The 13,287-nt window shown below is 72.3% G+C and carries 13 protein-coding genes; 5 read left to right on the top strand and 8 right to left on the bottom strand.

The features are described 5' to 3' along the window. Positions 1 to 81: 81 nt before the first annotated feature. Genes PARN5_RS0119390 through PARN5_RS0119425 form a run of 8 tightly spaced genes read right to left on the bottom strand, consistent with a single transcriptional unit; the run spans position 82 to position 7,020 of the window. Positions 82 to 1,317 (bottom strand): putative DNA modification/repair radical SAM protein, encoded by a 1,236-nt coding sequence (locus PARN5_RS0119390; protein WP_018001429.1) that lies wholly within the window; start codon positions 1,315 to 1,317, stop codon positions 82 to 84. Between the two features lie 52 nt (positions 1,318 to 1,369). Then, a complete protein-coding gene (locus PARN5_RS0119395) occupies positions 1,370 to 2,497 on the bottom strand; it encodes a BatD family protein (RefSeq protein WP_018001430.1) in 1,128 nt (375 codons plus the stop codon). Next, positions 2,491 to 3,102: a hypothetical protein gene (locus tag PARN5_RS0119400; RefSeq protein WP_018001431.1), complete on the bottom strand. Its 612-nt coding sequence runs from the start codon at positions 3,100 to 3,102 to the stop codon at positions 2,491 to 2,493. Before PARN5_RS0119400 ends, PARN5_RS0119395 begins: the two co-directional genes overlap by 7 nt. Then, positions 3,099 to 3,962 (bottom strand): vWA domain-containing protein, encoded by an 864-nt coding sequence (locus PARN5_RS0119405; RefSeq protein ID WP_018001432.1) that lies wholly within the window; start codon positions 3,960 to 3,962, stop codon positions 3,099 to 3,101. The genes PARN5_RS0119400 and PARN5_RS0119405 overlap by 4 nt, the downstream gene beginning before the upstream one ends. Continuing rightward, positions 3,959 to 4,882 carry a VWA domain-containing protein gene (locus tag PARN5_RS0119410; RefSeq protein WP_018001433.1) on the bottom strand — a complete coding sequence of 308 codons (924 nt, stop codon included), beginning with the start codon at positions 4,880 to 4,882 and terminating at the stop codon, positions 3,959 to 3,961. Before PARN5_RS0119410 ends, PARN5_RS0119405 begins: the two co-directional genes overlap by 4 nt. Then, positions 4,882 to 5,211, bottom strand: a complete 330-nt coding sequence (locus tag PARN5_RS0119415; RefSeq protein WP_018001434.1) for a hypothetical protein — start codon at positions 5,209 to 5,211, stop codon at positions 4,882 to 4,884. Before PARN5_RS0119415 ends, PARN5_RS0119410 begins: the two co-directional genes overlap by 1 nt. Next, on the bottom strand, positions 5,198 to 6,064 hold the full coding sequence (locus PARN5_RS0119420) for a DUF58 domain-containing protein (RefSeq protein WP_232419502.1): 867 nt from the start codon (positions 6,062 to 6,064) through the stop codon (positions 5,198 to 5,200). The genes PARN5_RS0119415 and PARN5_RS0119420 overlap by 14 nt, the downstream gene beginning before the upstream one ends. Then, positions 6,058 to 7,020: an AAA family ATPase gene (locus PARN5_RS0119425; protein ID WP_026155584.1), complete on the bottom strand. Its 963-nt coding sequence runs from the start codon at positions 7,018 to 7,020 to the stop codon at positions 6,058 to 6,060. Before PARN5_RS0119425 ends, PARN5_RS0119420 begins: the two co-directional genes overlap by 7 nt. A gap of 236 nt (positions 7,021 to 7,256) precedes the next feature. On the opposite strand from PARN5_RS0119425, the gene PARN5_RS0119430 reads away from it, so the two are divergent. The 5 genes from PARN5_RS0119430 to nirD all read left to right on the top strand — a co-directional run bounded on the left by PARN5_RS0119430 (position 7,257) and on the right by nirD (position 13,281). After that, on the top strand, positions 7,257 to 7,844 hold the full coding sequence (locus tag PARN5_RS0119430; protein ID WP_018001437.1) for an ANTAR domain-containing protein: 588 nt from the start codon (positions 7,257 to 7,259) through the stop codon (positions 7,842 to 7,844). Then, positions 7,841 to 9,016 (top strand): CmpA/NrtA family ABC transporter substrate-binding protein, encoded by a 1,176-nt coding sequence (locus PARN5_RS0119435; protein WP_018001438.1) that lies wholly within the window; start codon positions 7,841 to 7,843, stop codon positions 9,014 to 9,016. Before PARN5_RS0119430 ends, PARN5_RS0119435 begins: the two co-directional genes overlap by 4 nt. Before the next feature lie 286 nt (positions 9,017 to 9,302). Then, positions 9,303 to 10,514, top strand: coding sequence for a nitrate/nitrite transporter (locus tag PARN5_RS0119440; RefSeq protein WP_018001439.1), 1,212 nt, complete (start codon positions 9,303 to 9,305; stop codon positions 10,512 to 10,514). Between the two features lie 8 nt (positions 10,515 to 10,522). Next, on the top strand, positions 10,523 to 12,949 hold the full coding sequence (gene nirB / locus PARN5_RS0119445; RefSeq protein ID WP_018001440.1) for a nitrite reductase large subunit NirB: 2,427 nt from the start codon (positions 10,523 to 10,525) through the stop codon (positions 12,947 to 12,949). Further along, positions 12,946 to 13,281 (top strand): nitrite reductase small subunit NirD, encoded by a 336-nt coding sequence (nirD, locus tag PARN5_RS0119450; RefSeq protein ID WP_018001441.1) that lies wholly within the window; start codon positions 12,946 to 12,948, stop codon positions 13,279 to 13,281. Before nirB ends, nirD begins: the two co-directional genes overlap by 4 nt. Positions 13,282 to 13,287: the final 6 nt, after the last annotated feature.

The following is a 13,287-nucleotide window of genomic DNA, read 5'->3' on the forward strand; positions in this document are numbered from 1 at the left end:
GTTCGATGCGGGCGCTGGCCAAGCGGCGGGCGGCCTCGCGCCAGGCCGCAAGCCGGTCGAAACGCGGCAGCTCGACCCGGATCATCCGAACAGCGACAATTGCTCGGGCGCCCGCGCGAAACGCGCGAGCAACCCGGCGCTGTCGGTCAGCGCACCGGGTTGCCAGTCGGGCAGGGTGACGAAGGGCTGCGCCTTCGACATCACCGCCCCCATGCGCAGCAGATCAGCGTAGCGCAGCGGCCCGTTGCGCCGCGCCGCCAGGATGCGGGCGACGGTGCGGGTGCCAAAGCCCGGCACGCGCAGCAATTGCTCGCGCGAGGCCCGCGCCACGTCCAGCGGAAAGTCGCCGCGATGCGCCAGGGCCCAGGCGAGCTTCGGATCCAGCGCCAGGTCCAGGTTGCCGTCCGGCCGCGCCGCGCCGATCTCCTCGGCCTCGAAGCCATAGAAGCGCATCAGCCAGTCGGCCTGATACAGCCGGTGTTCCCGCATCAGCGGCGGCTTGACCAGCGGCAGCGTGGCCGAGGCATCCGGGATCGGGCTGAAGGCCGAATAATACACCCGCTTCAGGTCATAGCCCGCGTAAAGCCGGGCCGAAGTGCGCAGGATCTCGCGGTCGGGCGTCGCATCGGCGCCGACGATCATCTGCGTCGATTGCCCGGCCGGGGCAAAGCGCGGCGGGCGCTTGCCGCGATGCGAGGTCTCGCCCGCCGCCTCGCGCGCCAGCCGCATGTCGGCCATGGCGGCGCGGATCGTCTCGGGCCGCTTTTCCGGTGCCAGCCGGCGCAGGCTCTGGTCCTGCGGCAGCTCGATATTGACCGACAGCCGGTCGGCCAGCAGCCCGGCCTGCGCCACCAGTTCGGGCGCGGCCTCGGGGATGGTCTTCAGGTGGATATAGCCGCGAAAGCCGTGCTCGACCCGCAGCATCCGCGCGATGCGGACCATGTCGCCCATGGTCTGGTCCGGGCTGCGGATGATGCCCGAGGACAGGAACAGCCCCTCGATCATGTTGCGGCGATAGAATTCCAGCGTCAGCTCGACGACTTCCTCGGGCGAGAAGCGGGCGCGCTCGACATTGCTGCTGACCCGGTTCACGCAATAGGCGCAGTCGTAGATGCAGAAATTCGTCATCAGGATCTTCAGCAGGCTGACGCAGCGCCCGTCCGGCGTATAGGCGTGGCAGATGCCGGTGCCGCCGGCCGAGCCGATGCCGCCCTGGCGGGCATCGCGCCGCGTGGTGCCGCTCGACGCGCAGGAGGCGTCGTATTTCGCCGCATCCGAAAGAATCGCCAGTTTCTGCTGCAGAGTTCGCCGTGCCATGGCGGCATGGTATGTTCGCGGAATGTTCTTGTAAACGGCGAAAGCCGCCGGCTTAACCTTTGCTGATCTGGCGCAGGAAGGCGGCCGTGTCGAAACCGCCCGCCCCCGGCGAAAAGATCGCCCGGTCCAGCCGCTCCAGCGCCGCCGCATCGACCGGCCGGCCAGCGCGGCGGGCATGGTCGGCATAGGCGCGGGCGGCGTGGCGCAGCGCCAGCAGATCGCCCGCGGCCGCCGCCTGGCGCAAGGCCGCCGCATGCGGGTTCGGCAGCCAGCGCCGCCAGTCCGGCGCCCGCAGCCCCTGGCCGCGCAGCGCCCAGGCCAGCGCCACGGCCAACCCGGCCAGGGCGGCGGCCCCGCCCAGCCACAGGCCGGGCACCCCGGCGCCGCCGCCGACATTCGCCCCGACATAGCCATAGCCGAAGATGATCGGCTGGGTGATCGCGCCGCGCAGCTCGCGCTTGGCCAGGTCGAACCAGGAAAACCGGATCGGCGGCAGCGTGCCCTGTTCGCCGGTGATCGGCCGCAGGCTCCATTCCCATTGCACGAAGGCCAGCGGGCCGCGCTCGGTCAGCCGGGTCTCGCGGATCTCGGGCGCGGTGAAGCTGATCAGCCAGGCCTCGCGCAGGTCGGGGCGCTTCGGCAGCAGATGCGCCATGGTGTCCTCGGCGGTGATGGTGATGCGGCGGCGGATGGTCTGGTTGTCGCGGATCCGCGCCGGGTCGTCCGACAGCTCGTCCGTGACCTTCAGGTTGCGCGCCGCCAGCGGCAGCCCCGGCGCCGGATAGGGCGCCACGGCGACCGAGACCGCCGGGGCGGTCACATCGACCACGCTGCGGGCCGCGCCATCGGCCTTGGTCAGGTGATGCGTGACCGGACCGATGACCAGGTTGCCGGGCTGGCGCGGAAACACGGCGATCTGGCGCTCGAAGACCTGGCGCGGCAGGCCGTTCACCCGCTCCTGCCGCCAGTCGTCGGGCAGAAGCTGCATCCAGTCATAGGCCGGCGAGTCCGGGAAGCTCATCTCTTCCAGCGCCACGAAGCCGGTATATTCGCCGCGCACGGTCAGGCGGATCATCTCGCCCACGACCGGGTGGGCCTCGGGCAGCTCGATGCGCAACCGGTCCTGCGCGGCGGCCGGCGCGGCGATGAGCAGCAGCAGCAGAAGCAGCAGCCTCACCATGGCTCGCCCTCGGCCGGGCGGATCAGGCCAAGCGCGGCGCGGCGGTCGTATTCCGCCTTGAGCCGCAGGCGCAGGAACGCGCCCGGATCGTCGGCCAGCGTCGCCAGCCATTCGTCGCTGGCGGCAATGCCGCGCGCCTCGACGTCGCGCTTCCAGTTGATCATCAGCACGCCCGAGGTCGTGGTCTCGGTCGGCCCGGCCGGTCCCAGCCCGCCGGCGCCGGCGATGCGGCCGGGCACGCTGCTGTCGCCGCGCTCGGGCGGGATCAGCGCATTGACCGCCTCGCGGTTCCGGCGCGCCTCGGCATCGGCGGGATTGGCGAACAGCACCGCGTCGAAATAGGCCCGCGCCAGCGCGTATTCCCCGGTGGCGGCCAGGCTCAACCCGCGGTTATAGGTCTGCGTCCGCCCGGCCGCGGCAAAGGCCGCATCGGCGGCCGGATAGGCGCCGGCGCGATACAGCGCCACGCCGCGCTCGGCCGGGTCGGGCAGCAGCGGGGCGGCAAGGCCGGGCAGCCCGGCCCACAGCGCCACCCGTCCCAGCGCCTGCGGCCCGGCCAGCGCCAGAGCCGCCAGCGCGACGGCAGCGGCGATAAGCCGCCTCATGCCTGCCTCCGGAATTGCCAGAGCAGCGGCAGCAGCGCCAGCGCCGCGATCCAGGGGCCAAGGTCGCGGTATTGCAGCGCCCGCATCGCCGGGTCGTCCCCCAGCGCCGAGCGCGACAGCGCCGCCACCACCGGCCCCGGCGCCGTCGCCGGCACCACCCGGCGCGCGATCCGCGTCAGCGCCCCGGCATCGGCGGCGGGATCGCCCGCGACGCTGAGCGCCTGCACCTGCACCCCCGCGGCGCGCAGCCGCTGCGCCTCGGCCTCGGCCGCCGCATCGACGCCGCCGCCGTCCGAGATCAGCACCAGGTCGCCCCGCGCCAGCCCCGCCAGCATCTGTCCGGCGAGCGCCAGCGCGGCGGCGGGATTGCTGCTCTTGTCGGGCATGGTGTCGCGGTCCAGCACCGCCAGCAGGCTTTCCAGCACGCGCGGATCGGCGGTGGGCGCGGCGGCGGCATAGGCTTCGCCCGCATAGAGGATCAGCCCGACCGGACGGCCCGGCAGCGCCGCCATGACCTGCGCGGCGCCCGCCTGCGCATCGGCCAGCCCGCCGCGCAGGACCGAATCCGACAGGTCCATCGCGATCACCACCGCGTCGCTTTGCGCAAAGACCGGCGCATCGGCGCGCGGCACCGCGGGCCCGGCCAGACCCAGCGCCAGCGCCAGCCCGCCGCCCCAGGGCAGCAGCCGCAGCCAGCCCGGCGCGGCGCGGATCAGGCCAAGCGCCGCCAGCCCCGTCAGCATCGGCGGCGCCAGCACCGCCTGCCAGCCGCCGGCATCCGGCCCGCGCCGCCAGCGCAGCCACGCCGCCAGCACCACGAGCGGCAGCGCCGCCAGCCACCAGGGGCGCAGCAGGATCATCCGCGCCTCCATCCGATCAGCGCGACCAGCGCCAGCGCCAGCGCCGCGGGCCAGGCCCAGAGCGATTGCCAGAAGCGCAGCGGCGGGCGCTCGGCCGGGTTCGGCTCCAGCCGATCCAGCGTCGCGGCCATGGCGCGCAGATCCTCCATGCCGCGCACCCGGAAGCTGGTCCCGCCCGAGGCCTCGGCCATCTCGCGCAGCATCCGGGCATCTACCGCGTCGCGCGACTTCGGCCGGGTTTCCAGGTCGTCGGGACCCAGCGCGATGGTGTGGACGCGAATGCCATGCGTCGCCGCCAGCCGCGCCGCATCGACCGCGCCGACCTTGCCCGAGGTCGCAACCCCGTCTGAAAGCAGGACCACCACCCGCGTGGGCGCATCGCTGTCCAGCAGCCGCCGCATCGCCAGGCCCAGCCCGTCCGAGATCGCGGTGGCGCGGCCGGAAATGCCGATCTGCACCTCCTCGATGGCGCGGGCCACGGCCTCGACGTCGAAGGTCACCGGCTGCGCGACATAGGCGCGGTCGCCAAAGACCACCAGCCCGATGCGGTCGCCCTTGCGTGCCGCGACAAAGCCCGCGGCGACCCGCTTGACCGCCTGAAGCCGCGAGACCGGCTGGCCGTCCAGGCTGAAATCCTGTTTCTCCATGCTGCCCGACAGGTCCAGCGCCAGCACGATGTCGCGGCCCGAGGCCGGCAGCAGCGCCGATTGCCGCTGCATCTGCGGCCCGGCCAGCGCCAGAACCATCAGCGCCCAGGCCAGCGCCGCCAGCACCCAGCCGCGCCGCGCCGCGCCGCCGGTCGTGCCGGCCAGCACATGCGCCGGCACCAGCAGCCCGCCCTGCGCCGCGCGCGGCGGCAAAAGCCGCATCAGCAGCGGCAGGGGCAGCAGGGCCAAGGCCAGCGGAAAGGCGAAACCCATCAGCGACCTCGCCTGGCGATGCGCTCGATCTCGGCGTCGGGCGGCGGCGGGGCGGCGCCATAGGCGGCCGGGCGCAGCGCCGCCGGCAGGCCGCCGCGGATGCGGGCGATGGCCAGCAGCCTTTCGCCGGCCGGCAGGCCCCGGGTGCGCCGGATCCGCTCGGCCCGCGACAGGCGCCGGCCCAGCAGCGGCGACAAAAGCCAGGCCAGCGCCAGCCCGGCCAGCAGGCCCAGCCCGAACAGCGCCAGGTATTCCGGCCAGCCCGGCGCCTGCATGGTCGGCGGCAGGCGCGAGGGCGCCAGTTGCGCCACCAGCTCAGCCGGCGTCATCGTCCGTCACCAACCGGGGATGCGCGCCCAAGGCACGCAGATGCGCCAGCAGCGGCTGCGGATCATGGCGCGACAGCCGGCCGTGGCGGCTGCGGCTGCCGTCGCTGACCGCCAGCGCGGCGGCGGGCGGGGCGGTCTCGGCCGGGTCCAGCACCAGGTGCAGCTCGAACCGCCGGCTTTGCGCCAGGCGGCGCAGGGCGGCATCGGCGCCGGCCGGCCCCTCGGGGCCCGTCGCCAGATGGACGCGCCCGCCCGGTGCCAGCATCCGCATCGCCCGGGCCAGCGCGGGAGCCAGAGGCGGGGCATCGGCGCCCCCGGCGGCACGTCCCAGCAGCGCCGCGTCATGGCCGCGCGCCATGGCCAGCGCCACGGCCTGCATCTGCGCCACGCCCCCGGCCGGGTTCAGCGCCAGGGCCGCGCCGGCGCCCAGCACCAGCAGCCCGACCGAGCCGCCGCGCCCGACCGCCCGCCAGCCCAGCATCGCCAGATGCCGCGCCGCCCGGACCGAGCGCAGCGCCGTGCCGGTGCCCCACAGCATGGCGGGGCGGAAATCGGCGATCAGCAGCGTGCTGTCGTCGCGATCCTCGTGAAAGCTGCGGACGTGCAACTGCCCGGTGCGCGCGGTGGCGGCCGGGTCGATGCGGCGCAGGTCGTCGCCCTCGGCAAAGGCGCGGATCTCGCGCAGGTCCATGCCCTGTCCCGCCACCCGCGCCGGGATGGCGCCGGGGCGGCGGCTGGCCGGACGCTGGCGCTGCATCCGCGCCGGCGGGCGCAGCGCCATCAGCTCGGCCGCCGTCAGCCGCAGGCCCGGCCGGTCCAGCGCGGCGGGCAGCGCGGCGGGCAACCCTACCACGGCCGCACCGCGCGCAGGGCATCGGCGATCAGGCTGCGGCCGCTGCGTCCCTCGCCCTGGGCGCGCCAGCTGGGGATCAGCCGGTGCGCCAGCGCGTCCTCGGCCAGTTCCTCGGCGTCCTCGGGCAGGCCGTGGTCGCGGCCCTGCATCCAGGCCCGCGCCCGCACCGCCGCCGCCAAGGCCAGCGTGCCGCGCGGCGAGACCGGGTGCTCGACCCATTCATGCACCGCCCCGCCCGGCCGGGTCGCCATCACCAGCCGCACGATGAAATCCTTGAGCACCGGCGCCAGATGCACCGCCGCCACCTGCTGCCGCGCCGCCCGGATCTGCCCGTCCGAGATGCGCTGCATCGGGCCGGGCTCGGGCGCCAGCCCCTCGGCCTCGACCAGGTCCAGGATGCCGCGCTCGGCCCCGGCATCGGGCAGCTCCAGCCGCAGGTGCAGAAGAAAGCGGTCCATCTGCGCCTCGGGCAGCGGGAAGGTGCCCTCATGCTCGATCGGGTTCTGCGTGGCGACGACCATGAAGGGATCGGGCAGCGGCCGGGTGACGCCGCTGGTCGTGACCTGATGCTCGGCCATCGCCTCCAGCAGCGCGGATTGCACCTTGGGCGGGGCGCGGTTGATCTCGTCCACCAGCACCAGGGAATGAAAGATCGGGCCGGGCACGAAGTCGAAGCCGCCGCTGCCGGCGCGATAGACCTGCGTGCCGGTCAGGTCCGAGGGCAGCAGGTCCGGCGTCGCCTGGATGCGGGCATGGCTGCCCGACAGGCAATCCGCCAGCCGCTTGACGGCGCGGGTCTTGGCGATGCCGGGCGGCCCCTCCAGCAGGACATGGCCGCCGGCCAGAAGCGCGATCACCAGCCGCTCGGCCAGCCGTTCGTGCCCGACCAGCCCCTGCGCGACGCTGGCCGCCAGATGCGTCACGGCCTGCGCATCGACGTGGTCCATATGTGACATAGTCTTTCTCCCTGACGGGAAGCTTGACCCGGGCGCGCGCCAGATCAAACCCCGACGGGCGTTTCTGCGACCAAGGGCTTAACCGGCTGCGATTCCGCGCCCGGCTGCCGCGCAGGCAGATGCGCCGCGCGGATGCCCGCAAACCGGGCAGCGCCGGCATGGCGTCGCGCGCGCTGCCCTGACGGCTTGCCCCGCGCCCGGCGCCGTGCCAGCGCGGGACGAACAGCAGGGCCGCCATGCAGCAAAAGCTCGTCATCGTCGTCGTCGAACCCGACCCGGACCGCGCGCGGCCCATCGCCGAGGGGCTGCGCGCTGCCGGCGATCACGACATCCGCATCATCGCCGAGCAATCCGGCCTGGCGCGGCAGGTGACCGAGCTGCGCCCCGACGTCGTGCTGATCGACATCGCCAACCCCTCGCGCGACATCCTCGAGGAACTGGCGCTGGCCTCGGGCCCGTCCGAGCGCCCGGTCGCGGTCTTCGTCGACCGCTCGGACGAGCCCCTGACCCGCGCCGCCATCGAGGCCGGGATTTCGGCCTATGTCGTCGACGGGCTGCGCCCCGAACGCATCAAGCCGATCCTCGACGCCGCCATCGCCCGTTTCAACGTCTTCCAGCAGATGCGCGCCGAACTGGCCGCGACCCGCGCCGCGCTCGAGGAACGCAAGGTCATCGACCGCGCCAAGGCGATCCTGATGTCGGCGCGCGGCCTCGATGAAGAGGCCGCCTATGCGCTCTTGCGCAAGACGGCGATGGACCAGGGCAAGCGCATGGCCGAGATCGCGCAGCAGCTGGTCATGGCGGCGGGGCTTCTGGGCCGATGAAACGCTTGCGCCTGGGTTATCTGCCGCTGATCGACGCCGCGCCGCTGGTCATGGCCCGCGAGCTGGGCTTCGCCGCCGAGGAAGGGCTGACGCTGGAGTTGCAGGCCTTCGGCGCCTGGGCGCAGATCCGCGACATGCTGGGCGCCGGGCTGGTCGATGCGGCGCATATGCTGGTGCCGATGCCGCTGGGCCAGGCGCTGGGGCTGGGTCCGGCGCTGCCGGCGATGGATCTGGTGATGTTCCTGTCGCATGGCGGCCAGGCCATCGCCGTCAACCGCGCGCTGGAAGCGCGGCTGCGCGACGCCGGCCATGATTTCGCCTTTCGCGACGCCGGCGCGGCGGGCCGCGCGCTGCGCGCCGTGGTGGCGGGCCGGCTGCGGGTCGGCGTCCCCTTCCCCTTCTCGACCCAGCTCGAGCTCACCAGCCTGTGGCTGAACGCCAGCGGCTTCGCCCCGAATGCGGTCGAGCTCGTCACCCTGCCGCCGCCGATGATGGCCGATGCCATGGCCTCGGGCGAGGTCGATGCCTTCTGCGTGGGCGAGCCCTGGGCCAGCGTCGCCGCCTTGCGCGGGGTCGCGGCGCTGCTGCTGCCCGGCACCGCGATCTGGCGCGCGCCGCCGGAAAAGGGCCTGGTCCTGCGCCGCGATTTCGCCGAGACCCGCCCCGACGAGACCGGCGCCCTGATGCGGGCGCTGTGGCGGGCCGGGCGCTGGCTGGACGCGCCCGAGCATCGCGGCACCGCCGCCGAGATCCTGTCGCGCGCCGAATATCTCGACCTGCCGCCGGTGCTGGCCGAGCGCGGGTTGACGGGCCGGCTGATGATCTCGGCCGCGGGCCATATGCGCGCGGCGCCGGATTTCGTCGCCTTCCACGCCGGCGCGGCCAGCTTCCCGTGGAAAAGCATCGCCGCGCTGATCGCCGGCCGCATCGCCCGCCGCCACGGCCTGCCCGAGACGCCCGCGATGCTGACGGCCATGCGGCATTTCCGCACCGATCTGTATCGCCAGCACCTGCGCCCGGCCGGCGCGGCGCTGCCCGGCGCCTCGGCCCGGATCGAGGGCGCGCTGGTCGAGGACCGCGTGGTGCCGGCGGAAAAGGGCCAGATGATTCTGCGCGCCGACGGCTTCTTCGACGGCTTCACCTTCGAACCGCCGCTGCCGTCCCGGAACTGACCGATTTGCAGGCACTCGCCGCCGCAGCCGCATGAAAATCATGCGCCGCAGCGCAGCGACCGCGAAATCCGGCCCGGACTCTACCGCCGCGCTTGCATCGTCGCGGCACTCCGGCAATTCCTTGGACATGGCCCGGCGCAATGGCGCGCCACCGGCCCGCTCGCAACGATGCGGCAACCTTTCCGAAAGCGATCCGCTGCGGTTTGCCGTCTGTCCCACGGGACAGCATCTCTGCCTGCGCCGCTTTCCGACAGCCACTGACCCCAGTTTCGCCATCGGAGCACCCATGTCCGCCATGCCCCCGACCCATCCCGATTCCGGCCGCGCGCTTTGCCTGTCGACCGCGGCCTTTACCGTCTGTTTCGCGGTCTGGACGATCTTTTCCATCATCGGCATCCAGATCAAGCAGCAGCTCGCGCTGACCGAGACCCAGTTCGGCCTCTTGGTCGGCATCCCGATCCTCAGCGGCTCGCTGGTGCGGGTCGCGCTTGGCGTCGCCACCGACCGCATCGGCGGCCGCGCGGTCTATACGCTGACCATGCTGGCCGCCGCCGCCGCGACCTGGCTGCTCGGCTGGGCCGACAGCTATCCGCAGATGCTGCTGGCGGCGCTTGGCGTCGGCCTGGCCGGCGGCAGCTTCGCCGTCGGCGTGGCCTATGTCTCGCGCTTCTACGCGGCCGATCGGCAGGGCACCGCGCTGGGGATCTTCGGCGTGGGCAATGTCGGCGCCGCCGTGACCAAGTTCGCGGCCCCCTTCGTCATGCTGGCCTGGGGCTGGCAGGCGACGGCGCAGATCTGGGCCGCGGCGCTGGCGCTGACCGCGATCCTGTTCTGGGTCTTTTCCAGGGACGACCCGCTGACCGCGGCCCGGCGCCAGGGCAGCCTGCCCCTGCGCAGCCTGCGCGCCGAGTTCGCGCCGCTGAAGAGCCTGCAGGTCTGGCGCTTCGCGGCCTATTACTTCTTCAGCTTCGGCGCCTTCGTCGCGCTGGCGCTGTGGCTGCCGCATTACCTGATCGGCGTCTATGGCTTCGACATCCGCACCGCCGGCATGGTCGGCGCGGCCTATTCCATCCCGGCCTCGGTGTTTCGCGCTTATGGCGGGCACCTGTCGGACCGGATCGGGGCGCGGCGGGTGATGTATGCGACCTTCGCCGTCTCGCTGGCCGCGACCGCGATCCTGACGCTGCTGCCCGGCCTGACGGTCGCCGGCTTCCTGGTCACGATCTTCACGCTGGGCTTCTTCATGAGCCTGGGCAAGGCCGCCGTCTACAAGCACATCCCCAGCTATTACCCCGGCAATGTCGGCGCCGTCGGCGGGCTCGTCGGCATGATCGGCGGCTTGGGCGGCTTTGCCCTGCCGCTGCTCTTCGGCTGGCTCAAGGACCAGACCGGGCTGTGGTCCAGCTGCTTTGCCGTGCTGTTCCTGCTGGTCGCGGCCTGCCTTCTGTGGATGCACGCCTCGATCCGCCGCCTGCAACCCGCCCTGCAAACCGCCTGAGGTCCGCCATGAAGAAGAAACTCGTCATCATCGGTGCCGGCATGGCCTCGGGCCGGATGCTGGAACAGCTTTTCGACGCCGCGCCCGATGCCTGGGACGTGACCCTGTTCAACGCCGAGCCGCGCGGCAATTACAACCGGCTGATGCTGTCGCCGGTGCTGTCGGGCGAAAAGACCTATGAACAGATCGTCACCCACGATGCCGACTGGTATGCCGCGCATGGCGTCACCTGCCGCTTCGGCGAGCCGGTGGTCCGCATCGACCGCGCGGGGCGCGTGGTGCATTCCAACCGCTCCAGCGCCGAATATGACGCGCTGGTCATCGCCACCGGCTCGGCGCCCTTCATCATCCCGGTGCCCGGCAAGGACCTGCCCGGCGTCGTCGCCTATCGCGACCTCGAGGACACGCAGGCGATGATGGCGACCGAAGGCAAGGACGCCGTGGTGATCGGCGGCGGCCTTCTGGGCCTCGAGGCGGCGGCGGGGATGGCGGCGCGGGGCGCCCGCGTCACCGTCATCCACCTGATGGGCCACCTGATGGAGCGCCAGCTTGATCCCGCCGCCGGCTACCTGCTGCAACGCGACCTGGAAAAGCGCGGCATCACCGTGCATTGCAAGGGCGCGACCAAGGCGATCCTGGGCCACGACCGCGCCGAGGCGGTGCTCTTGGAGGACGGCACCGTCTATCCCGCCGATCTGGTCTGCATGGCCGTCGGCATCCGCCCCGAGACGCGGCTGGCCAATGACGCGCATCTGGAGGTCGAGCGCGGCATCGTCGTCGACGACGCCATGCGCACCAGCGACCCGCATGTCTTCGCGCTTGGCGAATGCGTCGAGCATCGCGGCCAGCTTTTCGGCCTGGTCGCGCCGCTTTACGACCAGGCCAAGGTGCTGGCCCGCACGCTGATGGACGAGGCGGCGGTCTTCGCCCCGGTCCAGACCGCGACCAAGCTGAAGGTCACCGGCTGCGACCTGTTCAGCGCCGGCGATTTCGCCGAAGCCGAGGGCCGCGAGGATATCGTGTTCCGCGACCCCGGCCGCGGCATCTACAAGCGGCTGGTCCTGGAAAACGACCGCATCGCCGGCGTGGTCATGTATGGCGACACCGCCGACGGCAGCTGGTTCTACGGGCTGATGAAGGACGGCACCGACGTGTCCGGGATGCGCGACACGCTGATCTTCGGCCCGGCCTTCCAGGGGGGGCCCAGCCTGGACCCTATGGCGGCCGTTGCAGCCTTGCCGCCTGAGGCGGAGATCTGCGGCTGCAACGGCGTCTGCAAAGGCACCATCATGGCCGCCGCGCAGGGCGGCGCCCATACGCTCGATGCGATGCGAAGCTGCACCAAGGCCAGCGCCTCCTGCGGCACCTGCACCGGGCTCGTGCAGCAGGTCATGGCGCTGGCGCTTGGCGGCGCGGTGGCCGAGACCCCGGCCGGCCTGTGCAAATGCACCGACCACAGCCACGAGGACGTGCGCCGCCTGATCCGCAGCATGGGGCTGAAGTCGATCCCCGCCGTGATGCAGGAACTGGGCTGGAAGACCGTGGGCGGCTGCCATTCCTGCCGCCCGGCGCTGAACTATTACCTGCTGGCGGAATGGCCCCTCGAATACCGCGACGACCGCCAGTCGCGCTTCGTCAACGAAAGGAACCACGCCAATATCCAGAAGGACGGCACCTATTCCGTGGTGCCGCGCATGTGGGGCGGCGTGACCACGCCGGCCGAGCTGCGTGCCATCGCCGACGCGGCCGAGAAATACAACGTCCCCATGGTCAAGGTCACCGGCGGCCAGCGCATCGACCTCTTGGGCGTGCGCAAGGAGGACCTGCCGCATATGTGGAACGACCTGAACGCGGCGGGCATGGTCTCGGGCGCCGCCTATTCCAAGGGGCTGCGCACGGTCAAGACCTGCGTCGGCAAGGAATTCTGTCGCGTCGGCACGCAGGATTCGACCGGCCTCGGCATCAAGCTGGAAAAGCGGATGTGGGGGTCCTGGACGCCGCACAAGCTGAAGCTGGGCGTCTCGGGCTGCCCGCGCAACTGCGCCGAGGCGACCTGCAAGGACATCGGCGTGGTCTGCGTCGACTCGGGCTACAACATCTCGATCGGCGGCGCCGCCGGGATGGAGGTCAAGGAGACCGTCGCCCTGGCCTCGACCCCCTCCGAGGACGAGGCGATCGCGATCATCCTGGCCGTGACCCAGCTTTACCGCGAAAACGCGCGCTATCTCGACCGGCTCTGGAAATGGATGGACAAGGTCGGGCTGGACTGGATCAAGGCGCAGATCGACGACCCGGCCACCCGCGCCGCCCTGGTCGAGCGCTTCGAGATCAGCCAGTCGGTCTATCGCCGCGATCCCTGGGCCGAGCTTTCCACCCCGACCGAGACGCCCCGCTGGGCGCCCCTTGCCGACCTGACGCTGGAGGCTGCGGAATGACCATCTTCGTCGACATCGGATCGCTGGACGACATTCCGCGCCAGGGCGCGCGGCTGGTCAGGACCGCGCAGGGCTGCGTCGCGGTGTTCCGCACCGCGGACGACCGGGTCTTCGCGCTGGACGACCGCTGCCCGCACAAGGGCGGCCCGCTGTCCGAGGGCATCGTGCACGGCACCTCGGTCACCTGCCCGCTGCACAACTGGGTCTTCGACCTGAACACCGGCGCCGCGCAGGGCGCCGACGAGGGCCGGGTCCGCACCCATCCCGTCCGCGTCGACCAGGGCCGCGTCCTGATCGACGCCAGCCTGATCCGTTCCCGCAACGCCGCCTGAGGAGCC

Source organism: Paracoccus sp. N5, from assembly GCF_000371965.1.
Classification (GTDB): domain Bacteria; phylum Pseudomonadota; class Alphaproteobacteria; order Rhodobacterales; family Rhodobacteraceae; genus Paracoccus.

Coding starts and splice junctions, on each gene's coding strand:
- PARN5_RS0119415 (WP_018001434.1), bottom strand. CDS start 5,211: ATGACGCCGGCTGAGCTGGTGGCGCAACTGGCGCCCTCGCGCCTGCCG.
- PARN5_RS0119395 (WP_018001430.1), bottom strand. CDS start 2,497: ATGGTGAGGCTGCTGCTTCTGCTGCTGCTGCTCATCGCCGCGCCGGCC.
- nirB (WP_018001440.1), top strand. CDS start 10,523: ATGAAGAAGAAACTCGTCATCATCGGTGCCGGCATGGCCTCGGGCCGG.
- PARN5_RS0119405 (WP_018001432.1), bottom strand. CDS start 3,962: ATGATCCTGCTGCGCCCCTGGTGGCTGGCGGCGCTGCCGCTCGTGGTG.
- PARN5_RS0119400 (WP_018001431.1), bottom strand. CDS start 3,102: ATGAGGCGGCTTATCGCCGCTGCCGTCGCGCTGGCGGCTCTGGCGCTG.
- PARN5_RS0119410 (WP_018001433.1), bottom strand. CDS start 4,882: ATGGGTTTCGCCTTTCCGCTGGCCTTGGCCCTGCTGCCCCTGCCGCTG.
- PARN5_RS0119425 (WP_026155584.1), bottom strand. CDS start 7,020: ATGTCACATATGGACCACGTCGATGCGCAGGCCGTGACGCATCTGGCG.
- PARN5_RS0119435 (WP_018001438.1), top strand. CDS start 7,841: ATGAAACGCTTGCGCCTGGGTTATCTGCCGCTGATCGACGCCGCGCCG.
- PARN5_RS0119440 (WP_018001439.1), top strand. CDS start 9,303: ATGTCCGCCATGCCCCCGACCCATCCCGATTCCGGCCGCGCGCTTTGC.
- nirD (WP_018001441.1), top strand. CDS start 12,946: ATGACCATCTTCGTCGACATCGGATCGCTGGACGACATTCCGCGCCAG.
- PARN5_RS0119390 (WP_018001429.1), bottom strand. CDS start 1,317: ATGGCACGGCGAACTCTGCAGCAGAAACTGGCGATTCTTTCGGATGCG.
- PARN5_RS0119430 (WP_018001437.1), top strand. CDS start 7,257: ATGCAGCAAAAGCTCGTCATCGTCGTCGTCGAACCCGACCCGGACCGC.